This window comes from Peribacillus suis, assembly GCF_059384845.1.
The window spans coordinates 576235-598693 of record NZ_CM182019.1 but is presented as its reverse complement, the minus strand read 5'-3'; the positions used below and the strand labels follow the sequence as shown (position 1 = coordinate 598693).

Here is a 22459-nt window from a genome sequence, read left to right as displayed (position 1 = left end):
CAATCACTCGTATTTGCTAATACAAATAGTAATAGAATTTTGTTGCATTTGCAACAAAAAATATTGTACGATATAACTTGAAACAGTTGAGAAAGGGACGAAGATAAGTGAAAGTAAAAAAGATAATCGAAGAGAAAGAGCTAAAAAAGGCATTCCATATCAGAAGCAAGGTATTTGTAGAAGAACAGGGCGTTCCATTAGAAGATGAATTTGATGAATTCGATACACTTGATGGTCAATGTGAACACATTTTGGCTTATCACAACGAACAACCAGTTGGGACAGGAAGAATAAGAACCGTTGATGGCTTTGGTAAATTAGAAAGGATTTGCATCTTAAAAGCTTACCGTAAATTGGGGTATGGAAAAATAATCATTAAAGCACTCGAAGAAATAGCAGAAAAAAATGAAGTGTCCAAAGTGAAATTACACGGACAAAAACAGGCAGAAGGCTTTTATGAGAACCTCGGGTATCTGACTTCATCCGATCTATTTATGGAAGACGGAATCCCACATATTTTAATGGTGAAGGAGTTATCCAGTAAATAGAGACGACCAATACACTAAAGAAAACCCGACAAAAAAAAGCTTGTCAGGTTGATAGATGTCATATAAGTTTCATTTTTATTAAGGTAATTATTGTTCACTTTCACAAGAAAAAGAATAATTAAGAGTAAGGGCAGTCATACTAACATTCGGTTGCCCCCCTTTTTCATAACACTGATCACTGGCTACATTAATTTCTTTATTATTAAAATAGGACTTAGTCGCAACTAAAAAGATACTCAACAAAACAACTAAAGCTGCTGCACTTAGATAAAACTTTGTTTTAAATTTCATTTCTTTCCACTCCCCTCATTTATAACATGCTACATGAATGTCTCCCCTTAATTATTTCTTCTTTCTCTTGCCTTTCACAATCAAGATGACGGCCCCGATAATGAAGACAACCACAATTCCCGCCGTAGTGGCGATCGTTTTAACCTTCGGAACAATCACTTCAAACTCGACAGGCGTTTCAGTAGCTGTCGAGATGTCCCAGGATAGGGTATTGCCATTCTCCTCATCGGCATTATTTGATTCAAAGAGCTTATACGGAAGGGCTACTTCCAGTTTAAGATCCGATTGGTCCAACTTTTGAAGAATGATGGATTGTATGAAGGTGTTGCTGGTTACCTCCCCTATGTACCGGTTAAGCTGGCTTTGTAAATCAACGGATGCCTTCACATCATAGGCTGTATAAAAGAAAGAGTCCTTCTCATCCACGGAAATCTTACTCTCACCTGATCCGTCCTGAGTAGAGCTCAACGCTTCAAGAGAAGGGTAATGTTTATACACCTTGATGGCATTCTCGCCTTGTTCCAGCTTATAATCCGTCCCTTTCAGTGCCTTTTCAATATAGGGACCAGCCAGCGCATACATATCACCGTCCATGGCTGCTTCAAGCGAGAGATCCGCACTTTTATCTTTATTTATTTCAACCCGCGCTGTGGAATCCACACATCCTGCAAGGATCAATCCCATTAAAGGAATCGCGAGCCATTTCATTCGCTTCATTCTTTTCCCCCCCTGAATTCAATAAAAGAGATCCATTCCTATTCTCTTTCTCAGCTATCCTGTTTTAATCTAATCTTATAAAATCTCATACCTTCAAGATGACCTTCCGTTTCAAATACCCCTTGTTCAACCAGCTTTTTCAGCCGAGATTCAAGAAACGAATCCCCAACATACTGATCTAAATGCCCCAACACCTCACCAATGAGCCTTGCGGATATCATAAAATCCTTAGTCTTTTGTTGGCCATGTAGGTTTTTAGCTTTCTTCATAATAAACTCATCATAGTAATCTTCAGGAACGCTCTGAATTCTTCCATTTCTCCATATTCTTAACGTTTCTTGATTATCTGAAAGGGATTGCCACTCTTTTTCTAAATCCTCTCGATCATGGTCAGTACATAACGTTCTTTTACCCTGTTCATATATGGATTGAAGCTTTTCAGAGGGAATTTCACCTGTATGAAGTGGTGTATATTTCACTTTTCTCCCTTGAAACAGTTCTTCGTACGCTTCTGTCGTGTTAATAAGACGAATATCCAGATTTTTTTCTTTTAAAAGATAAACAATCAACCTCAATCCTGTCTGTTCATGTGCATTAGAAGAAGTCCAAATGGTTAGATGACTTCCTTCAGGAATAGAATGTATTTGTTTGATCGTCTTTTCAAATTTCTTTTCATAATCGGGACATTCATCAAATTCGTCATGTATGTACGTCTTCATCCACTCAAACCTAGCTTGAATCCCCTTTTCCTCATGTAGCTGCCACACAGGCCCGATTGAAAACATGTCCCAAAAAGAAATAACCTTCTCCCTTTTATCAAGACCCAATTCCCTTAAAAAGAACTTTACGCTTCCTGAAGCGGATGCACCGAAAACGATATGTATCATTTGAAAGCCCCCATCTGTTTCTTATAAAAGTCGTTTAAAACATTTAGTTTACTGAAAATAGCCTATGGATTACGCTCATTCTATCATAATAATTCGCTCCTTATACAAGGCTAGACTGAAGAAAACACTATAGCTAATCGAAGATGGGGGTCTTGATAATGTATGTGAAAAAGTATAAAAAACAGGAAAAATACCTCAGAAGATTTACCTAAAAAGAACAAAGCAGCGATTCTTATCGGATCGCTGCTTTGTTTATCTATCCAATTTGCATGTCTCAGCTAGTATAATCTTCTCTGAAATTCTTCAAAAAAGTTTATGCTACTTCGAATAGGAAAGTTCCTACTGTTCCTCCACCACTTCAGGTTCAGGATGTTCAAAAGCATCAAGCAAGGCACGCACTTCATCAGTTGATTTTGTGTTCATCAATTGATTTCTCAGTTCACTTGCCCCTCTGAATCCACGGACATAGATTTTGAAAAAGCGAGGTAGGGGCTTGAACGAACGTGGTACGATTTCTGAATATTTATCATGAAGGTCCATATGCAATCTTAAGAGACCAAGCAACTCCCTACTAGTATGCTCTTTTGGTTCTTTTTCAAAGGCAAATGGATTGTGGAAAATGCCGCGTCCGATCATGATTCCATCCACACCGTATTTACGTGCGAGTTCCAAGCCAGTTTCGCGATCAGGGATATCTCCATTGATCGTCAAAAGTGTATTGGGTGCCACTTCATCACGAAGTTTCTTGATCTCCGGGATTAGCTCCCAATGAGCGTCCACTTTGCTCATTTCTTTCCGTGTACGTAGATGGATGGAAAGGTTCGCAATGTCTTGTTGCAAGATGTGTGTTAACCAATCGCGCCATTCGTCCACTTCCGTGTAACCAAGTCTTGTCTTCACGCTTACGGGCAATCCGCCTGCTTTTGCTGCTTGGATTAATTCTGCTGCGACTTCGGGACGACAAATCAGGCCACTACCTTTCCCATTCCCTGCTACATTAGGAACAGGACAGCCCATATTGATATCGATCCCCTTAAACCCTTGCTCTGCCATACCAATGCTCATTTCCCTGAAGTTTTCAGGTCTATCTCCCCATATATGGGCAACCATTGGTTGTTCATCTTCCGTAAAGGTCAATCGCCCACGCACACTTTGTCTCCCCTCAGGATGACAATAACTTTCCGAATTTGTAAACTCTGTAAAAAATACATCGGGTCTGCCTGCTTCAGCCACTACATGGCGAAACACAACATCCGTCACTTCTTCCATCGGTGCCAGTACAAAAAAAGGTCGCGGTAAGTCACGCCAAAAATTATCTTTCATCTTCAGATTCAAGTCCTCTCATTAGGGATACCTGGTCTAACCCTTATTCTTAAATTATTCTTTTTCACTTATAGCATGTTTCTCCACTTTTCATCAAACAATAGTAAATTTTGAATATTTAAATTTAAATTAACAATCCAAAAGAAAATTAATTGAAAATCGTTCGAAATTAGAAAGTTATTCTTCCCATTTACTATTTCAGATTATGAGTTGGCAATTTCATCTAATAAGTCAATATTCCATATTTTTTTGCATATCTCTTTATATAACTGTTGTCTATCAATTAAGTCTGCCTTATTAAGATGCGCATAGGATTGAAAAGATAAGTTTGTATCTTGTTTAAATCGTAGAAATGATGGGTTATTGCTATAACAATTGACATTCAAAGTCCTTGCCAAAAGATTTTCACTATCATATTTCATAACCTTCCTGCTGTATTCCATAGCCTGATAACTTCTATTTTTATCTTTTGGAAGAATTAACAGCCCACCAAAACTATTTCTAAAGTCCCTAAATTCTGCCTCTGTTGAGAACTCCCCCTGATGATTTCCTTGTGTGTAGTCATCTGCCCAGACATGCTCGATATCGTAAGGATTTTTCTGATTACGATTGACATATGTAGTAAAACTACTATTTATGCCGCAACTTTGGTCCACATAGTAAGTCATCCTAGATAAGATATGTAACATATATCTCCTAGTAAATTGATTCAGATAAAAGTAATCAATACCGTCTAAGGACTGTTCCATGCTTAATATATAGTCCTTAAATATAGCAACAAGTTCATCAATACTTTTTCTTCTGATTTTTTTGGTCAGATTAAACACTGTATATCTTATAGAAGAATAGTCCACTGTTCTAAAGTTAAAGACACGAATCGCAATAAATTGGTCAATAAAGCATGATACTAATTTTATCTTTTTATTGATAATATCGTTTGTATCATCCTTATCAATTGATGCCAGGATAATTTGGTATTGCAAGGTAAAGCCTCTATCTGCATTATGGTAAACATACTCATACTCTTTATTGAAGGAAGTGGAGTATTTTTTCAACTGTATATAAATATCTGAAAATAATTTAAAATCGTTTAGAATAAACCGCTCAAAATCATCGCTTCTATCAAGTTTTATTACCGATTTTTTCTCTCTGACCCACTTATGAAAAGTTGTTCCAATAATCTCAAAGTCCTTATTTTCGGAATCCTTTTTCCCTTCTCTTATCGAATCAGCATACTGTGCCCTTAGCCAATTTTTAATAAAATCTGTATCTCCGTCTTTTTCAAGATCTTTTAATTTAAGCACTCTTTCTTTCCATAAATCATTTGCTTTATTTCTAAGGGTATTATCACTTATCTCAGAAAGAAGGTAGCCTTTAAGCATTTCAGTTGGAGTGAGCCTTAGACCTCTATCATTCATGGTAACAAATATTCTATGAGCATCTTGCTCAGATGTAGTTCGTATTTCAATGAAAACAAGTTTATCAATTATCCACTCTATAAAAACTGGAAGAGCTTCTCCTTTAATTTCATCAGGAAATAGCCCTTCAATATCTTTATATCGATTATATAAATTCATTACACTTTCGGATGTTTCATTCCTGATATCGTAAGTTCCATTATCGAAAAGCCCCGCCAAACATGATTCTCTTTCCTCAACATTGATACAGAAAGTTTTCTGTCCGTACATCTCGGAATAAATCAAGTTATCAATGTTAACTTTAGGATAAATCGATTTTTTCTGTAAATTGTTAAGATAAATAAGCAACAACGTCAAAGAAGAAAGACGCTGTTGACCATCTATTATGGCATTCTCATTAGTCAGAATAATGGGCCCTAAAAAATAACTACCATATCTTATTACATCCCTTTGGACATCCCCTTGCTGATAAAACTCCAAGAACTCATTTGTTACATCATCCATTAACTCTTCAATCTGCTTGCGCTCCCAATTGTACTCACGTTGATAATACTGAACAGTATAACGATTATTAAAAAGTGTACGGACAATGACGGCATTTCCTGTAATCTGTGTCATACAATTAGCTCCTTTAACCAACAACTGATTTTTTATATTCCCGTACTGCTTGTGATTATAAATTAACAATATTCTTAAGAATTTTTTTGTTTGTACTTCCATAAGAAGAAAAATAAAAGACAGAGCCCACTTTTCAGAGGGCTTTCTGCCTTATTTTAAAACAAGTTTCGTAACAACTTCAACATGAGATGTCTGCGGGAACATATCCACAGGTTGCATGGTTTCTACGTTATATAGAGCACTCAATTCATGTAGGTCTTTTGCCAATGTGGATGGGTTGCATGATACGTACACAATGGTTTTTGGTTTGACCTTCAGGATGGTTTGCAATAAGGATTGGTCAAGGCCAGTTCTTGGTGGATCGACGACCAATACGTCTGGTTTCCAGCCTTCTCTGATCCAGCGTGGCAGGATGTTTTCGGCTTTACCTGTTTCGTAGTGCATGTTGGTGCGTTTATGTTTGATGGCGTTTTTCTTGGCATCTTCGATCGATTCCTTGATGACGTCCATGCCGCGTACTTCTTTTGCATCTTCCGATAACCAAAGTCCGATCGTCCCTACGCCGCAATAAGCGTCGACGACTTTTTCCGTACCGGTTAGGGCTGCCGCTTTTTTCACTTCTTCATACATGCGAACCGTTTGAACCGGGTTCAATTGGAAGAACGTGCGCGCCGATAGTTCATACGATAGGTCACCCAATGTTTCGTTGATGACTTTTTCGCCAGCAAGGTGGATCGTTTTTTCGCCGAAGATCAGCGATGTGTTTTGGTTATTGACGTTTTGAACGACCGATTTCACTTCTGGCAATTGGTCGCGGATTTGTTTAAGCAATTGATCTTTTTGTGGAATCTCTTCCGCTCCCGTTACTAAGACCACTTGCACTTCGCCCGTTTCAAATCCAACGCGTGTGATGATCGTACGGATGACACCTTTTCTTTTTCTCTCATTATAAATCGAGATATTCAGGTTCTTCAGGATCTTTTTCACCGTACGCGTAATTTTATTCGTTGCCTTATGCTGCACAAGGCAGTTCGGGATGTCAATCAATGTATGGGAATTCAAGCCGTAAAGCCCGGCAATCAGCTTGCCATCTTTCTGTCCGACTTGGTATTGGCTTTTGTTGCGGTAGTTCCAAGGATCTTCCATGCCGATCGTTTCTTGGATATCCAATGAATCGATTGGGAAATCCGTATGGCGTTCCATCGCTTGAATGACCATATCGCGTTTTTCGACCAATTGTTGGTCATAGCTTAAATGTTGCAGCTGGCAGCCACCACATTGTTCGTAGACCGGACATGGTGCGGCAATGCGGTGTGGTGATTCTTTCCGAATCGTTTTGATTTTTGCTTCGGAAAAATTCGGCTGAACTTTTGTGATCATCGCAACGATTTCTTCACCAGGAAGGGCACCTGGGACGAAGACGACTTTCTTTTTGAAATAGCCGACTCCCTCTCCGTTGATGCCAAGGCGTTTAATCGTTAAGGGTAAGGTTTGGTTTACTTCTAGGGTTGTATCTTGAAAGTTTGTCATTTCTTTTCACTCCGTTTTTCGATGCTTCTCCACAAGTAGAGGGAAGCGTAGCTTAGATATGGGGCCCACTTCACACTGTAGGTCTCCATTTCTTCTTGGGTCGGCTTTTGCGGTAAGCCATATAATTGTTTCAAGGCATTTTGGATGCCAATATCGGCTTTTGGGAAAAGGTTCGGTCGCCCTAAGCCAAATAGCAGGAAGTTTTCCGCCGTCCATCTGCCGATTCCGCGTATTTTTATAAGTGTATCCATAATCTCTTGATCGGATAGCTTGTCCAGCTGATCCACATCAAGGTGACCCTGGGCGATTTGCTGAGATAAACCGATGACGTACTCCGCTTTTCGGCCGCTGAATTGAATCGCCCTCAGCTGTTCGACCTGAAGCTGCGCAGTCGTTTCCGGTGTCGGGTAAAACCAGGCACCATCGATTTGGTAGCCAAAAGTTTTAACGAACCGTTCCGTTAATGTATGAGCAAAAGCCAGGTTCAATTGCTGGTGAATGATGCATTTGACGAGGCAACTATAGTAATCGAAGTCAAGGACAATGGCCGTGCCACGGTGCTCTTCAAAAATGTCCCGTAAATCTGACTCCTGGAAGTGCTGGGAAACGGCTGCCAATGGCTCATGCCAGTGAAAAACTTTTTTTAAGCGTTGCAGCGCCTTTGGTTTGTTTTCCTCTGATTGGCCTTTGATGACGAAGACCGGGTCTTCGGTGTCACCGATTGCCTGTACGTGTATAACGGTTGGTTCTTTTTCTATATATAATGGAACTTTTACCGTCCTGTTCATAAAATCAACTACTTGAAGTGGGTCTAACGATAATCGTTCGAGTACAAGATCAAAATTATAGGGTCCTTGGACCTCTACTTTTTCCGTCCACACAAGCGATCCATCCTTTTAGCAGTTTTCCAGGTATTATAGCATGTTTTCGAAAATATTACTTGTTATTGAGGATAATGGCAAAAAGCGGAACCTGATTTTCCTAGTCAGGTTCCGCCTTTCATTTTAATACAACATCCTGTTCGGAAGCTGTTTTTCAATCATTAAATCATCCAGGCTTTTGAATGTGTACCCTTGTTTCTCAAGATCCGTCAGAATCGAATCGAGTGCTTCAGCATTATCTTTTGAAACCGTATGCAACAGTAAAATCGCTCCCGGATGGATCTGTTTCATGACTTCATCATGGGCGAAAGCCGCTCCACGCTGTTCATCGACGACCCAGTCCTTGTAAGCAAGCGACCAAAAAATATGGTAGTAGCCTTCTTGTTGGGCAATTTTCATCGTCCGTTCGTTAAAAACCCCACGCGGTGGCCGCAAATAATTCATCCCTTTTTGCCCCGTCAATTTTTCCGTCGCATCCTTGACCCGAAGTAATTCGGTGCGGATGACTCCGTCTGTCACGCTCGTCATGTCTGGGTGGTTCCATGAATGGTTTCCGACAATATGGCCTTCATTCGCCATCCGGACGACAAGTTCAGGCGCCGTCTTTAAATAATGGCCGGTGACGAAAAAAGCCCCCGGTGCCTTATGTTTCTTGAGTACATCTAAAATCTGCGCCGTATAGCCATTTTCATACCCATTATCGAATGTCAGGTAAATATCCTTTTTCGAGGTATCTCCTTTATAAATCGCTTCATATTTAGGCAGCATCTCATTGAAATTTTTACCCGCATCCGCCGGAGTTCCATTTTTCCCTTTATTGAAGCCCCAATTATAGGACTCTGCAAAAGCCGGGCCCGCCAAAGACCAGAGTAAACAGAGAATAGCCGACACCATCGCCATCTTCTTCATTGAATCGTCCCCCATTTTCCTTTTTCTTAGTGTTTGAAACGGAAGGATTTATATGCACGATTTTGTGTGTGGCTGAATTATTCTCGTTTGTGGTTGAATTATTCTTGCTCGTGGTCGAATTATGGCTCGCCGTGGTTGAATTATCTACCCGCGTGGTCGAATTCCCGCACCGGCTGCCAGCTTCAAACGTCGATTTATCCTGGTTGACGGTCGAATTATTGCCCTGAAAGTCGAATTCCTGCACCGGTGGTCAGCTTCAAATGAGGTAAACGTCAATTTATCTCGGTTGACGGTCGAATTATCTCCCTGAAAGTCGAATTCCGCTTGCCCACCGTCGAATTAATCGTCGGAACAGTCGAATTCCCACTCCGTATGTATAAAATCCTCGCAAAAAAGGGCCTGTCCCAAATTGGGACAGCCCCCCGAAGTCTTTTATCCTTTAAATAATGCCTGTGCTGCCTGCCAAATGATGGCGATGGCAAAAACAAGGACGATGACGATTCCGATAACGACTAGAAATGTTCCTAGACCGGAGAAAATCGTGCCTGCCACAGGAAGAAGAATGAACGCAAAACCTGTCAACAAGGCGATGAAGTATAGGAAGTAATTGTTCTGCATAAAATCCCCTCCTTTCTCTTCTAATATATGTTCCGTAAATTCCGTTAGTTTGTACTCCTTTCAGGTAATAATCGCCCTTTTTTTCATATACATAAGAAAAGGGGGGCGTATGTCATGCTGGAATGGTTGATTACGATGGGGTTTATCGGTTGTCTCGCGCTTGGTGCAGGAGTGTTCGTCTATTTTGTGAGAAGCGGGTTTGATTCGAGTGACATTTCACGAATCGATCCCTTTCTTGAACCTGAAACGGAATCTGAGTCTTTTCAAGAATCTGCTTCTATAACGGAACCGGAGCTGGAGTCTGCAACTGAACTAGAACCAGAGTTCAAGTCTGATGCTAATCCCAAAAAGGAAGAGTAACTAAAAAGACGCTCAGCCAAATCGGCGAGCGTCTTTTTTCTGTTACTTGAATACGGGTTCTTTGAATTGAGACAGTTTGTCCAATGATGATTGTTGAACATCTTTGTGTAGGCTGTTTCCGTGTGAATCCATCGTCACGACGGCGGTGAAGCCTTCGACGTTCAGGTGCCACATGGCTTCAGGAATGCCGAATTCAGTGAAGTTCACGCCTTCGACCGATTTAATGCAGTCTGCGTAGTATTGAGCCGCTCCGCCGATTGCGTTAAGGTAAACGCCGCCATGTTCACTCAGGGCTTCCAACGTTTTTGGTCCCATGCCGCCCTTCCCGATGACCGCGCGGATACCGAAACGTTTCATGATATCGCCTTGGTACGGTTCTTCACGGATACTTGTTGTCGGGCCAGCTGCTTTCACGTGCCATTTGCCTTCTTCATCCTTCAGCATAACCGGTCCGCAATGGTAGATGATCTGGCCATCAAGATCAATTGGTGAAGGGTTTTCAGACAAGTGCTTATGGATGGCGTCACGGCCTGTGTACATTCTGCCGTTAATGTGGACGACGTCACCGACTTGAAGCTCACGGATCTGCTCTTCCGTGATTGGTGCTTGAAGTGTGATTTCACGTGGTGCTTCCACGTCTGTTTCGATAGAGACGGCCACTTCTTCACGTGCTGCTTTTTCAGCTTCACGAGCAAAGTCGATCTTCTCGCCTTCTTGATACAACCATTCGTTGATTGCACCTGTTTCCGGGTTCACTTTCACACCTAAGCGGCGGAAAGCCCAACAGTTGTATGCAACAGATACGAAGAAGCTTGCAGGAATGCGATGCATGACGCCGATTTTACAGCCAAGCAATGTCGTTTCGCCGCCGAAGCCCATTGTTCCGATTCCAAGTTCATTGGCTTTTTCCATAATATACTCTTCTAGCTTACGAAGATCTTCATTCGGGTTCACATCTTCATTGCTACGGAAAAGTTGTGCTTTAGCCAAGTCATATCCGGATGAACGGTCTCCCCCGATACCGACACCGATGAACCCGGCACTGCAGCCTTGACCTTGTGCTTGATAGACAGAATGAAGGATGCATTTACGGATCCCGTCCAAATCACGGCCCGCTTTCCCTAATCCTTCAAGCTCCATTGGTAGGCTATATTGGATATTTTTATTTTCGCAGCCGCCACCTTTCAAGATCAGGCGCACATCAATATAATCTTCTTCCCATTGATCGAATTTCATGACAGGTAGACCTTCCCCAAGGTTGTCCCCGCTGTTTTTGCCTGTCAAAGAGTCGACAGCATTTGGACGAAGCTTGCCGGCCTTTGTCGCTAAAATAAGGGCATTGCGGATTGCTTCTTTTATTTCAAGTTGGTTCACACCAACAGGAGTTTTTATTTTAAAAGTCGGTAGACCTGTATCCTGGCAAATCGGAGATACATTGTCGTCAGCCATTGTAATATTGTTCGTGATGGTCGCTAGGCTCAATGCTGAACGCGTACCTGCATTTTCACGTTGTTTCGCGCTCTTGACCGCACGACGAACATCCTTTGGAAGATTCGTTGAAGTTTCAACGATAAGACTGTACATGCTTTCTTGGAATTTCTGAATATCCAAATTTCTCTTCCCCCTCTTAATCCCCTAGATATATCACGACAAAAGTAGTCATGACTTGACACCCGTTTTATTATACATCTTCCATAATCTTTCGAAAACAAGTAATTCATTTTCCTTCATAAAAATTGGCATATAAAAAGGGACGACGATTTATCCCGTCATCCCTTTTGAGCATATTCATATTTAAAAAATCATAGTATCCTACAGGTATTATTCTTCTGAACGAGTTTTGAATTGTTGCACTTTATCTTCAAGATCATCTAGCATGCCGATTAGACGGTCGATGTCTTCCAGGTCTGTACTCTCGGGTTCGATATGGTCCAGAACCTCCACGAACATCGTTAGGCGTTCCTTAAGATAGGATAATTGGTCGTTTTTATCTGTAATGGATTTTCCCATGAGGCACTCTCCTTCTGTTCTTCCTTCCATCGTAACGAAAAATGCTCCAAAGTGCAATGGTAAGCTATTGTACGGGGTTAGCCATTTGACAATTTTTGTTCCCATTGTTCATAATGGGTTAGTGCATTATTACGTAAGGAGTTTTAAACATGTCTATACTGAAGCAAGATCTCTTAACACCAATTACACCCAAGTATGATCCTTGGGAAGCATATATGGACGTCGATCAATATGGAAAGCTCACTCTTACCAATGTGGAATTCACAACCACAACCCTTTGCAACATGCGTTGTGAACATTGTGCAGTCGGTTACACACTGCAACCGAAAGATCCCGATGCTCTTCCTTTGGAATTATTGATTCAGCGCCTTGACGAAATCCCATCGCTCCGCTCGCTAAGCATAACAGGCGGCGAACCGATGCTTTCAAGAAAACAAGTGAAGAATTATGTCTTGCCTCTATTGAAATATGCGCGTAGCCGCGGCGTTCGCACCCAAATGAATTCCAACTTGACGCTTGACTTGGAAAGATATGAAGAAATCATCCCGTATTTGGATGTCCTTCACATTTCACATAACTGGGGAACGATTGATGAATTCATTGATGTCGGCTTTGCCATGATGGATCGTAAACCTACCCGTGAACAGCGGAAGAAATTATTCGATAAAATGATTGAAAATTCCCGTGCCCTTACAAAGGCCGGTGTGTTGGTTTCGGCTGAAACGATGCTGAATAAAAGCACACTGCCCCATCTTGCGCATATCCATAAACAGATTGTCGAGGAAATGGGCTGTCAGCGCCACGAAATCCATCCGATGTACCCTAGTGATTTTGCTTCGGCCCTTGAAACATTATCATTGGAAAAAATGCGCGAAGCCATTCATCATCTGCTTGATATCCGGGACGAAAATGTCTGGATGCTGTTCGGAACGCTACCATTCTATCCTTGTAATGCCCATCCAGAAGACCTTGAACTTTTAAAGCGCCTTTATAGCTCAAAAAAAGTGACAGTTCGCAATGACCCGGATGGACGATCCCGCCTGAACGTCAACATCTTCACCGGGGAGGTCATCGTGACCGACTTCGGCGATGCTCCAACATTGGGGAACATCCAAGATCAGCCACTGACTGAATCGTATGAAACATGGATGAATTCAAAACTGGCCAATGAATTGAATTGCCACTGCCCGGCGGTCAAATGCCTTGGACCTAACGTCCTTGTCAAAAATGCCTACTATCCAAAAGAAGACTTCAAAACGAGAAAGTCCCTTATATAAAAGAAACTCGCCAACGGCGAGTTTTTTTTATCTTGGCTGTTGTGTAACCGTAAAGCTGAAGGATACGTGGTCCTGAACGGGTATCCATGCACCGATGCCTTGCGAGGTGATGTTTTTAATCACAATCGTGCGCTTATTCCCCCTCAAGTTCAGATACACTTCCCCATAGGTGACCTTCCCTTTTTCATTGACGGCAGATGCATAGCTGGATAAATAACCAATCCGGTTGGAAGCAATATTGTATACTTCATCCTTTTTTGTCCCGGCTCCGATGATGGTTTTAAAAGCGAGTGGCAAATTCGTCTTTTCCGTTGCTTTTAGCAGCATCATTTTCTGGACATCTTCAGCCTTTGGAATTTTCGCGGTCAAGCCCCCGGTCACTTCCTTTTGACTTTCTTGGACATAGCGGATCCGGTATGGAACCTCGCCGCCGCGATTATCATAGTAGTTCATGTTGATCTTTTGATACTCCCAATTAGGGGATGTCTCCAATGATTCATAATTCAATGCCCAATGGCCAAGGTAAATCGTCGCTCTATACCCAAAGGCAAGTGGCGCTTTCGCAATCGCTGATTCATTCAGCATATGAATGAGTTCTGGATTTTCAATTTTTATATCCGATGAATCAATCAATTGTTGGGCAAATTTGCTTGCCTGAAGCATTGGTAGATCTTGAGTCGGGTTCGGATACGTATTTTCCTTGGCGACATTTAAAACGGAAGGCGGGATATTCACCTTGTTCCGAGTTTGTTTGTCTTCCGCTCCCACACCTGCATTCGTCTGAATGAAAGTCACTACTGTAATCAATGTGATAAGAATAAGTCGTCTCATGCTGTCGTCTCCTTTAAAGGGTTCCATCTTTTGTTTATAGATTTTGTTTCTATTCAACATTCTATACATGTTGGGTGGAAGTCTATTTTGTAACATATTTGTAAAGTTCTGAATATTTACTTTTCTTTAAAGATGGAGTATACTTAACCTACCTTATAAAAAGGAGGCGAAAACGTTCATACCTAATACCATTCAGGAGGTATGCTTATCGATTCAATCTACGATGCCCTTTAAAAGGATGACAGAAAACGTATTCGCCACTACTTAAATTCACTATGCGAAAGGACGGTGTAACACTCTAGAATATTTCACAACTTTAACAGAAGTATCTTTTTACTTTAACAGAAGCATGATGAAAGATTTTGGATGAATCTATGGATTGTACTATACCTTTATAAAAATGACTCTGCTACGTCTCAATCACAGCAGAGTCATTTTTGTATGCCTTTTTATGAATAAAAGGCCTCCCGATACGGAAGACCTTCCACGTTTATAATAGATAAAAACCAATTCCCATGATGAAATAAGCGGCCAATAGGGTAAGCCCTTCAAACCAGTTCGTCTCTCCATCATTCGATATCATGATCATCAAGAGAACAGCGGTCACCATTGAAATCAACTCTGGCAGTGTGAAGACAAGTGGCATATTCGTTGAGAACATTAACGAGATCAACACAAGAACCGGTGCGACGAACATCGCTACCTGCAAGGTCGAGCCGACGGCTATCTCGACGGCAACATCCATTTTGTTTTTGTAGGCCATGATGACGGCGGATGCATGCTCAGCCGCATTTCCTACGATGGCCACGATAATGACCCCGATGAATAATTCAGTCCATCCGAAGGTTTCCCCGACTTCACTGAAGGTATGAACCAGTTTTTCCGATACGAAAGCAACTGCAACGGTGGCCAAGGCAAGAACCATGATTGCCTTTTTCTTGCTCCATTCCGGAACTTCTTCTTCATGCGGTTCTTCCCCTTCTCTTTTTTCCGCCGGTTGGTATACACCGCGGTGTGTCACTAATTTAAAGAATAGGGCAGCTAAGTATAATAAAATTAAAATAACGGAAATTCCAACACTTAACGACATCGTGCTTGTTTCGTTCATATTCTGAGAGAACACTTCAGGAATAACAAAAGCGACAACGACGGCAAAAATCAATAATCCTGCGTTATGCCTCGCATCAAATACATTGAATTTCTGACGCTTGTATTTCGTCCCACCGATAAAGAAAGATAGTCCAGCGACCAGCAATAAATTTCCTAAAACCGATCCTGTCAAAGAGGCTAATACGACGCCAATCAACCCAGCCTTTAATGAGAAGATCGAAATGATCAACTCGACGGCGTTACCAAAGGTTGCGTTCAGTAAACCGCCAATCCTCGGTCCCATCACAATCGCCAGGCTTTCTGTCGCCCGGCCCATGAATCCTGCAAGCGCGATGATCGTTAAGCAATAGACGATGAACATCACGACGCTAGGCCAATGGAGAAAAGACCCAATGAACGATAGAGGCACCCCTAATACGACGAGCCCCAAAAATATTTTATCCAAGAAACTTCCCCTCACTTCTCATGTCCATTTTATTATGTAACAAAAGTAATCATACATTTCTTTATTTAAATGAAAAAGATAAATTTTTTCTAAATCCTCTTCATGTCCATATTTACCCGATTTTCTATTGCTTAATCCTCTTCTTTCCATGTAACATCAACTAGTATACATAAAATAGGAGACGAAAAATATGAATCAAAAACTGCTTATTCCTGTATTAATCTTCATGGTCGGCATATCCGGTTTCTCACAAGGTATGCTTCTTCCGATCATCGCCGTCATTTTCGAAAATGATGGACTCAGCTCCTCTTTAAATGGACTGCATGCCGCTTCCCTCTATATTGGAATCCTTTTAATTTCACCTTTTATGGAAGCGCCTCTCCGTAGATTCGGTTATAAACCATTGATTTTGTTTGGTGGATTGACGGTCATTCTCTCGCTTGCCTTATTTCCGCTTTGGAAATCGTTCTGGTTTTGGTTTATATTGCGATTTTTCATTGGAATCGGCGATCATACGTTACACTTTGCAACGCAGACATGGATCACGGCCATTTCGCCCCTGGCGAAAAGGGGCAGGAATATCGCGATATACGGATTATTTTTCAGCCTTGGCTTCATGATTGGACCGCTTATGACGAAGTTGCTTGATGTGAATCAAGCCTTGCCCTTCATCATCACTTCCATTCTTAGCCTGCTTACGTGGTTGACCGTTTTCCTGATTAAGAACGAAATTCCCGAACACGATGATACCGAGAGCACTTCTTTCCTCGATACGCTCAAGCGATTTTGGAAAGTGAGCCGGATTGCCTGGGTTGCCTTCTTACTGCCATTCACCTTTGGCGTGCTTGAAGCATCTCTTAATAGCAACTTTCCCGTCTTTGCGTTGCGTTCCGGCATTAGTCTGACCGCCGTAGCGATTATCATTCCTGCTTTTTCGGCTGGTACATTGCTCACACAGATTCCATTGGGTATGCTGAGTGATCGCTTCGGTCGGAGGAACATCTTGCTGATCATTATTTTTTCCGGGTCCCTTATCTTTACCGCGGCTGGGTTACTTACTCCCTTGGTCAGTGGCCTCTTCATCTGTTTTTTATTGGGAGGAATGATGGTGGGATCGACGTTCTCTCTTGGCATCAGCTATATGGCTGACATCCTGCCTCGCCATCTTATGCCAGCCGGAAATTTATTATGCAGCATTTTTTATAGCGTGGGCAGCATCGCCGGTCCTTACTTCGGTGGATTGGCCATCGAACACTTACCAGGCGGAAGCTTTTTCTATCTAATCAGCATCATGCTAGTGCTCATCTTCTTTGCGCTGATGTTTTTCAAAGAAAAACAGTCTGCCACCAGTATCTAATTGTTTTGTAGTATCTTGATTCCCTCTTATATTATTCAGGTTCATTCTCTTTACATATCCTAAAATTAGCTTTACTGTTTATTTATATTTTTTCCTAGATTAGAATCATTCTTCTTTATTTTTTCCTAATATATGTGTTAAGATAATACTACCATACGAAATAGATGATAAAAAACGCTTAAAAACGTTGATTTCATCATCAATTCATTGATTGACCCTAAATATCGACCCGAAAGATGACGCTGATTATCTTTCTCAATTAGATATCCTATAAATGATAATTAATATCAGTTACGAACAATAGAGAGAAGATTACAGGAGGAACGTAATGACAACAGACACTAAACAATTGACCCAGCCAACTGAATGCAACACCTCTTGGCTCGAGAAAACAAAGCCACATCTTGAACTGATTGCCGCCCTACTAAGCGGTGTATTGATCCTGGTAGGTTGGCTGTTATCTAAGAACGGAATGGAAACACCATCCATCCTCATCTATTTGGCCTCCTTTGTGATCGGTGGATATGCAAAAGCAAAGGAAGGCATTGAAGATACCATCGCGGATAAAGAACTGAACGTGGAAATGTTGATGATCTTTGCAGCCATCGGTTCCGCCATCATTGGCTACTGGACAGAAGGCGCGATTCTCATCTTCATCTTCGCCTTAAGCGGGGCGCTTGAAACCTACACCATGAATAAAAGCCATAAGGAAATCTCGGCCCTCATGGACCTGCAGCCGGAAGAAGCGCTTCGCATCACGAATGGATATGAAGAAATCGTGGCCATTTCTGACTTGACGGTTGGTGATACCATTTTGGTAAAACCGGGTGAAAGAGTGCCATCAGACGGAAAAATCACGGATGGGCGTACGAATCTAGATGAAGCGGCCATCACAGGTGAATCCATTCCTGTCAGTAAATCCATCGACGATGAGGTATTCGCCGGAACCGTGAACCTGCGTGGAACGATCAACGTGGAGATTACGAAGCCAACAAGCGAAACGCTCTTTCAAAAAATCATCACGCTTGTTCAATCGGCCCAAAGCGAAAAGTCCCCTTCTCAACTATTCATCGAACAATTTGAAGGGAAATATGTAAAAATCGTCTTAACCATCGTAGCCTTGATGATGTTCGTTCCGCATTTTGCCCTTGGGTGGAGCTGGACCGAAACCTTTTACCGGGCCATGATCTTACTTGTTGTCGCATCACCTTGTGCCCTTGTCGCCTCCATCATGCCGGCCACACTTTCCGCCATTTCGAATGGCGCACGTCATGGCATCTTGTTTAAAGGTGGCGTTCACCTGGAGAACTTAGGTAACCTGAAGGCCATTGCCTTGGATAAAACGGGTACCTTGACTAAAGGAAAACCTGAAGTGACGGATGTCATCATCCGCGATGATTTGAACGAAGAAGATTTCCTATTCCATATTGCATCGGTTGAAAATTATTCGAACCATCCATTGGCGACTTCCATTGTCCGCTATGCTAAAACGAAGATTGAAAGAGAAATCATCAAACCCGAGGACATGGAAGATATCTCTGGTAACGGCGTGCAAGCCTATTTCAACGGGGTCCTTTGGCAAGTCGGAAAAGCCGATTTCGTCGGCCGTAATGAAGCTGAACGATTCCAGAATGGTATTGCGCTGACACTGGCTGAACAAGGAAAGACCGTTGTGTATGCACGAGATGATAAAGGGATTGCCGGCATCCTTACATTGAAAGACGTGGTCCGTGAAGAAACGATTAAAGCAATCGAAGCCTTGAAAGAAGAAGGCATCCATACCATCATGCTGACTGGCGATAGTCACAATACGGCAAAAGCGATTGCCTCCGAAAGCCATATCGATGATTACATTGCGGAATGCCTGCCTGAAACGAAAGTAAATGAAGTGAAAAAACTTAAAGAACAATACGGAACAGTTGCGATGGTCGGAGATGGAATCAATGACGCACCTGCACTGGCAACCGCTTCTGTCGGGATTGCCATGGGTGAAGGAACTGACGTTGCCTTGGAGACGGCGGATGTCGTACTAATGAAGAATGACCTTCCGCGTATTGCCGAAGCCGTTAAGTTATCGAAGAAAATGAATCGAATCATCAAACAGAACGTGATTTTCTCGATTTCGGTCATCATGATTCTGATTTTATCCAACTTCCTGCAATTCCTTGACCTACCATTTGGCGTCATCGGTCATGAAGGAAGTACGATTCTCGTCATCCTAAACAGCTTACGGTTACTAAGGAACTAAAAAAAAGGAAGCCCGACGAAGGCTTCCTTTTTTTTTGTAGTGTGCCCGGCATGGGTGCAATCTATAGGGTGTGAGTCCCGAACCATGAAGGCAGTAGTAATGGTTAGCTTAATGCAAGGGTGTCCACGGTGACGTGGAATCTGAAGGAAGCAAGCGGCAAACCTCCGGTCTGAGGAACACGAACTTCATATAAGGCTAGGTATCATTGGATGAGTTTGCTGCACAAAACAAAGTCCATACTGCCGAAGGTGGTACAGAGTAAATGAAGCAGATAGGTGGAGGGAAAGATTGCACTCTTACCCGGGGAGGTCTGGTGACAACCAAGTAAACTTGGCAACCTGTCCAGTGATGGACAGCTGAATCATCAGAAGTCAGCAGAGGTCATAGTACTTATCTACTCGAGAAGATAAGGAAGGACCGAACAGATTAAGGAGGATAAATACTAGGCGTTCGTTATCTTGCAAAGAAGCAAACAATTCCAAACGGAACTTATTTGAAGGAAGAAGTGGTGAATACACGGGGAACTTCAAAAGGGCGGAGCAGATAAAGGCACAAATAGACCATTTATCCACGTAGAAAGGATATCAATGATGTTAATGGAACAGGTACTAGAAAGGGACAACTTAATACAGGCATTAAAGCGTGTAGAGAGAAATAAGGGAAGCCATGGAGTCGATGGAATGCCGGTTCAAAACCTGAGACCGCACCTCGTAACAGCGTGGCATAACATGAAAACATCCTTACTAGAGGGTACTTATCAACCGCAACCCGTCCGTCGTATCGAAATCCCGAAACCAAACGGCGGAGTTCGGTTATTGGGAATCCCGACCGTTCTTGACCGTTTCATTCAACAAGCGATTGCCCAGATATTGAACAAGATATACGATTCCACCTTTTCAGAGAATAGCTACGGATTTCGCCCTAATAAACAGGGCCACCAGGCTGTTCGAAAGGCGAAATCGTATATAGCCGAAGGGTATACATGGGTAGTAGATATGGACTTAGAGAAATTTTTCGATAAAGTGAATCATGATAAACTCATGGGAAAGCTTGAGCTGAAAATTGAAGATAAACGAGTTCTAAAACTGATTCGTAAATTCTTACAATCAGGGATTATGATTGGCGGACTATTCCATAAGAGTAATGAGGGAACTCCGCAAGGGGGACCCTTAAGTCCTCTATTATCTAATATCATGTTAGATGAGTTAGATAAAGAACTGGAGAAGCGAAATCTTCGATTTGTGAGGTATGCGGATGACTGTAATGTCTTCGTAAAGACAAGAAAAGCGGCAAATCGAGCCATGAGTAACCTTTCCTCCTTCATAGAACGTAAACTAAAACTAAAGGTTAATTATGAGAAATCAAAGGTAGATCGTCCTTGGAATCGAACATTTCTCGGTTTTAGTTACACAAGGTCAAAGAAGAACCCGAAGGTTCGATTGGCACAACAAACGGTGAAGAGAGTGAAGAACCGAATCAGAGAAATGACCTCGAGGAAATCCCCGATACCCATGGAACTCAAAATAGGTAGGTTAAAACAGTACCTTAGAGGATGGGTAGGTTATTTTTCTCTCATTGATACTCCAAGTATATTGCGAAAATTAGATTCATGGATTCGAAGAAGGCTCAGAATGTGCCTCTGGAAACAGTGGAAACTCCCAAAGACGAGAGTACGAAAACTCAAAGGGCTTGGTGTACCTTCTAGAAAAGCATATGAATGGGGGAATAGTAGAAAGGGTTACTGGCGAATTACCCAAAGTCCTATTCTACATAAAACCCTCGACAATGCTTATTGGCACAATCAAGGGTTAGAAAGTTTATATGAACGATATACAAAACTACGTCAGACTTAAACTGAACCGCCGTATACCGAACGGTACGTACGGTGGTGTGAGAGGTCGGAGGCTAGGCGCCTCCTCCTACTCGATTTGTATCCTGTAACTAGTTAGTGATAGCCATTCTTTCCATTAGCGGAACCTGACGTTTTGTGGTTCCCTTTTTTGCCTTTATGCTTCCCTTTCTTACTCATGAATGAACCCTCCCCACTTACAAGATGTGTTCATCATTAGTGTGTGTCGAAGGTCATTGAGCTAGTCCGGTAACTATTGCCGTATGTGGTTGAATGTCGGATTATTCTTCTGAATGTCGAATTATTCATGCTCACCGTCGGATTATCCCGTCCAAAGTCGAAATATCCAGATGAACGTCGGATTCGCCGCCTAAATGGTTCAAGGACGTTCAATCACAACCTGGATCCTTTTTACTGAGGAAAGCATTGATTTCTCCGCCGACGATGATGATGAGCCCGGATAAGTAAAACCAGATCATCAGGACGATGATGCCTCCAAGGCTGCCATATGTAGCTGTATAGTTACCGAAGTTTTCTACATAGTAAGAAAACAGCAACGAAACGAGTGCCCAGCCAGCCGTGGTGAAAATGGAACCTGGAAGGACCGTCAAACATTTCAACCGCTTGTTCGGGGCCAGCCAATACAACATGGTGAACACAATGAATAATACAATCGTACTGATCACCCAACGGAGGCTATTCCAAATCGACAAAAATTCCTCGGAAAGGCCCATTCCGTCGAATAAGAAGATTCCAATCTGCTTTCCGAACACAGGAAGCAATAATGCGACAATGAAAACGAAAATCATCGCAAACGTGAGAAGAATCGACATTCCCCGGGAAATATAAAAGGGGCGGTTTTCTTTTACCCTATAAGCATGGTTAAAGGCTTTAATAATGGCATTCATCCCGTTAGAAGCCGACCAAATCGTCCCGATGACACCAAACGACAATAACGTGCCATTTGTTTGCATCACATCACCCAAAGTATCCTCGATGATCGTCATGGAATCGTCAGGCGTGTAAGAACGTACCAGATTCAGAATATCCTCCTGAGTAAACGGCAGGTAGGCCAATAAAGTAAAAAGGAAAATAAGTAAGGGAAACAGGGAAAGTAAAAAGTAAAAGGATAGCTGGGCAGCAAGCCCCGTTACCTCATCTATCTGAAGTTGCTTGATAAACTTTCTATAGAAAGACCATTTCAGCCATTCCTTTTTATTGGCCATCCCTTC

20 protein-coding genes are annotated in these 22459 nt (G+C 42.1%); 6 read left to right on the top strand and 14 right to left on the bottom strand.

Annotated elements, in window-relative coordinates:
- Positions 1 to 107 precede the first annotated feature (107 nt).
- Positions 108 to 548 (top strand): GNAT family N-acetyltransferase, encoded by a 441-nt coding sequence (locus AC503W_RS02895; RefSeq protein WP_494915957.1) that lies wholly within the window; start codon positions 108 to 110, stop codon positions 546 to 548.
- 87 nt (positions 549 to 635) lie between these two features.
- Here the strand turns inward: AC503W_RS02895 and AC503W_RS02890 are convergent, their stop codons facing one another.
- The 9 genes from AC503W_RS02890 to AC503W_RS02850 form a co-directional block, all read right to left on the bottom strand.
- The gene (locus AC503W_RS02890; RefSeq protein ID WP_494915956.1) at positions 636 to 839 is read right to left on the bottom strand and encodes a hypothetical protein; all 204 of its coding nucleotides are present in this window, start codon (positions 837 to 839) and stop codon (positions 636 to 638) included.
- Between the two features lie 51 nt (positions 840 to 890).
- Positions 891 to 1556: a hypothetical protein gene (locus tag AC503W_RS02885; protein WP_494915954.1), complete on the bottom strand. Its 666-nt coding sequence runs from the start codon at positions 1554 to 1556 to the stop codon at positions 891 to 893.
- Positions 1557 to 1606: 50 nt separating this feature from the next.
- Positions 1607 to 2443 (bottom strand): DUF1835 domain-containing protein, encoded by an 837-nt coding sequence (locus tag AC503W_RS02880; protein ID WP_494915953.1) that lies wholly within the window; start codon positions 2441 to 2443, stop codon positions 1607 to 1609.
- A 339-nt stretch (positions 2444 to 2782) separates the two neighbouring features.
- A complete protein-coding gene (locus tag AC503W_RS02875; RefSeq protein WP_494915952.1) occupies positions 2783 to 3766 on the bottom strand; it encodes a tRNA dihydrouridine synthase in 984 nt (327 codons plus the stop codon).
- Positions 3767 to 3969: 203 nt separating this feature from the next.
- Positions 3970 to 5802, bottom strand: a complete 1833-nt coding sequence (locus AC503W_RS02870; RefSeq protein WP_494915950.1) for a DUF262 domain-containing protein — start codon at positions 5800 to 5802, stop codon at positions 3970 to 3972.
- 150 nt (positions 5803 to 5952) lie between these two features.
- A complete protein-coding gene (gene rlmD / locus AC503W_RS02865; protein ID WP_494915948.1) occupies positions 5953 to 7332 on the bottom strand; it encodes a 23S rRNA (uracil(1939)-C(5))-methyltransferase RlmD in 1380 nt (459 codons plus the stop codon).
- On the bottom strand, positions 7329 to 8213 hold the full coding sequence (locus AC503W_RS02860) for a DNA-3-methyladenine glycosylase family protein (protein WP_494915946.1): 885 nt from the start codon (positions 8211 to 8213) through the stop codon (positions 7329 to 7331). The genes rlmD and AC503W_RS02860 overlap by 4 nt, the downstream gene beginning before the upstream one ends.
- A gap of 123 nt (positions 8214 to 8336) precedes the next feature.
- Positions 8337 to 9122, bottom strand: a complete 786-nt coding sequence (gene pdaA, locus AC503W_RS02855; protein WP_494915944.1) for a delta-lactam-biosynthetic de-N-acetylase — start codon at positions 9120 to 9122, stop codon at positions 8337 to 8339.
- 432 nt (positions 9123 to 9554) lie between these two features.
- On the bottom strand, positions 9555 to 9740 hold the full coding sequence (locus tag AC503W_RS02850) for a hypothetical protein (RefSeq protein WP_402871756.1): 186 nt from the start codon (positions 9738 to 9740) through the stop codon (positions 9555 to 9557).
- 114 nt (positions 9741 to 9854) lie between these two features.
- Here AC503W_RS02850 and AC503W_RS02845 point away from each other — a divergent pair, with 114 nt between their 5' ends.
- A complete protein-coding gene (locus tag AC503W_RS02845; protein WP_494915943.1) occupies positions 9855 to 10100 on the top strand; it encodes a hypothetical protein in 246 nt (81 codons plus the stop codon).
- Between the two features lie 42 nt (positions 10101 to 10142).
- On the opposite strand, the gene AC503W_RS02840 is transcribed toward AC503W_RS02845, so the two are convergent.
- Together AC503W_RS02840 and AC503W_RS02835 are read right to left on the bottom strand one after the other, a co-directional pair.
- Positions 10143 to 11711: a fumarate hydratase gene (locus tag AC503W_RS02840; RefSeq protein WP_402871761.1), complete on the bottom strand. Its 1569-nt coding sequence runs from the start codon at positions 11709 to 11711 to the stop codon at positions 10143 to 10145.
- Positions 11712 to 11921: 210 nt separating this feature from the next.
- The gene (locus AC503W_RS02835) at positions 11922 to 12110 is read right to left on the bottom strand and encodes an SE1561 family protein (protein WP_402871764.1); all 189 of its coding nucleotides are present in this window, start codon (positions 12108 to 12110) and stop codon (positions 11922 to 11924) included.
- A gap of 155 nt (positions 12111 to 12265) precedes the next feature.
- On the opposite strand from AC503W_RS02835, the gene yfkAB reads away from it, so the two are divergent.
- Complete coding sequence (gene yfkAB, locus AC503W_RS02830; protein ID WP_402872303.1) at positions 12266 to 13387, top strand: radical SAM/CxCxxxxC motif protein YfkAB; 1122 nt, start codon at positions 12266 to 12268, stop codon at positions 13385 to 13387.
- Positions 13388 to 13414: 27 nt separating this feature from the next.
- Here yfkAB and AC503W_RS02825 read toward each other — a convergent pair whose 3' ends face one another.
- Both AC503W_RS02825 and cax read right to left on the bottom strand, forming a co-directional pair.
- Complete coding sequence (locus AC503W_RS02825; RefSeq protein WP_494915942.1) at positions 13415 to 14218, bottom strand: YfkD family protein; 804 nt, start codon at positions 14216 to 14218, stop codon at positions 13415 to 13417.
- A gap of 490 nt (positions 14219 to 14708) precedes the next feature.
- Positions 14709 to 15773 (bottom strand): calcium/proton exchanger, encoded by a 1065-nt coding sequence (gene cax / locus AC503W_RS02820; RefSeq protein WP_402871770.1) that lies wholly within the window; start codon positions 15771 to 15773, stop codon positions 14709 to 14711.
- Positions 15774 to 15963: 190 nt separating this feature from the next.
- Between cax and AC503W_RS02815 the strand changes: the two genes are divergently transcribed.
- The 3 genes from AC503W_RS02815 to ltrA all read left to right on the top strand — a co-directional run bounded on the left by AC503W_RS02815 (position 15964) and on the right by ltrA (position 21231).
- Positions 15964 to 17130, top strand: a complete 1167-nt coding sequence (locus AC503W_RS02815; RefSeq protein ID WP_494915941.1) for an MFS transporter — start codon at positions 15964 to 15966, stop codon at positions 17128 to 17130.
- Positions 17131 to 17458: 328 nt separating this feature from the next.
- Positions 17459 to 19378, top strand: a complete 1920-nt coding sequence (locus tag AC503W_RS02810) for a heavy metal translocating P-type ATPase (protein WP_494915939.1) — start codon at positions 17459 to 17461, stop codon at positions 19376 to 19378.
- 590 nt (positions 19379 to 19968) lie between these two features.
- Entirely contained in the window at positions 19969 to 21231 is a 1263-nt protein-coding gene (ltrA, locus tag AC503W_RS02805; protein ID WP_494917251.1) for a group II intron reverse transcriptase/maturase, read from the top strand.
- A gap of 385 nt (positions 21232 to 21616) precedes the next feature.
- On the opposite strand, the gene AC503W_RS02800 is transcribed toward ltrA, so the two are convergent.
- Positions 21617 to 22453: a YihY/virulence factor BrkB family protein gene (locus tag AC503W_RS02800; RefSeq protein WP_402871780.1), complete on the bottom strand. Its 837-nt coding sequence runs from the start codon at positions 22451 to 22453 to the stop codon at positions 21617 to 21619.
- Positions 22454 to 22459 lie beyond the last annotated feature (6 nt).

Coding starts and splice junctions, on each gene's coding strand:
- AC503W_RS02890 (WP_494915956.1), bottom strand. CDS start 839: ATGAAATTTAAAACAAAGTTTTATCTAAGTGCAGCAGCTTTAGTTGTT.
- AC503W_RS02885 (WP_494915954.1), bottom strand. CDS start 1,556: ATGAAGCGAATGAAATGGCTCGCGATTCCTTTAATGGGATTGATCCTT.
- AC503W_RS02880 (WP_494915953.1), bottom strand. CDS start 2,443: ATGATACATATCGTTTTCGGTGCATCCGCTTCAGGAAGCGTAAAGTTC.
- AC503W_RS02875 (WP_494915952.1), bottom strand. CDS start 3,766: ATGAAAGATAATTTTTGGCGTGACTTACCGCGACCTTTTTTTGTACTG.
- AC503W_RS02870 (WP_494915950.1), bottom strand. CDS start 5,802: ATGACACAGATTACAGGAAATGCCGTCATTGTCCGTACACTTTTTAAT.
- rlmD (WP_494915948.1), bottom strand. CDS start 7,332: ATGACAAACTTTCAAGATACAACCCTAGAAGTAAACCAAACCTTACCC.
- pdaA (WP_494915944.1), bottom strand. CDS start 9,122: ATGAAGAAGATGGCGATGGTGTCGGCTATTCTCTGTTTACTCTGGTCT.
- AC503W_RS02850 (WP_402871756.1), bottom strand. CDS start 9,740: ATGCAGAACAATTACTTCCTATACTTCATCGCCTTGTTGACAGGTTTT.
- AC503W_RS02845 (WP_494915943.1), top strand. CDS start 9,855: ATGCTGGAATGGTTGATTACGATGGGGTTTATCGGTTGTCTCGCGCTT.
- AC503W_RS02835 (WP_402871764.1), bottom strand. CDS start 12,110: ATGGGAAAATCCATTACAGATAAAAACGACCAATTATCCTATCTTAAG.
- AC503W_RS02825 (WP_494915942.1), bottom strand. CDS start 14,218: ATGAGACGACTTATTCTTATCACATTGATTACAGTAGTGACTTTCATT.
- AC503W_RS02815 (WP_494915941.1), top strand. CDS start 15,964: ATGAATCAAAAACTGCTTATTCCTGTATTAATCTTCATGGTCGGCATA.
- AC503W_RS02810 (WP_494915939.1), top strand. CDS start 17,459: ATGACAACAGACACTAAACAATTGACCCAGCCAACTGAATGCAACACC.
- ltrA (WP_494917251.1), top strand. CDS start 19,969: ATGTTAATGGAACAGGTACTAGAAAGGGACAACTTAATACAGGCATTA.
- AC503W_RS02800 (WP_402871780.1), bottom strand. CDS start 22,453: ATGGCCAATAAAAAGGAATGGCTGAAATGGTCTTTCTATAGAAAGTTT.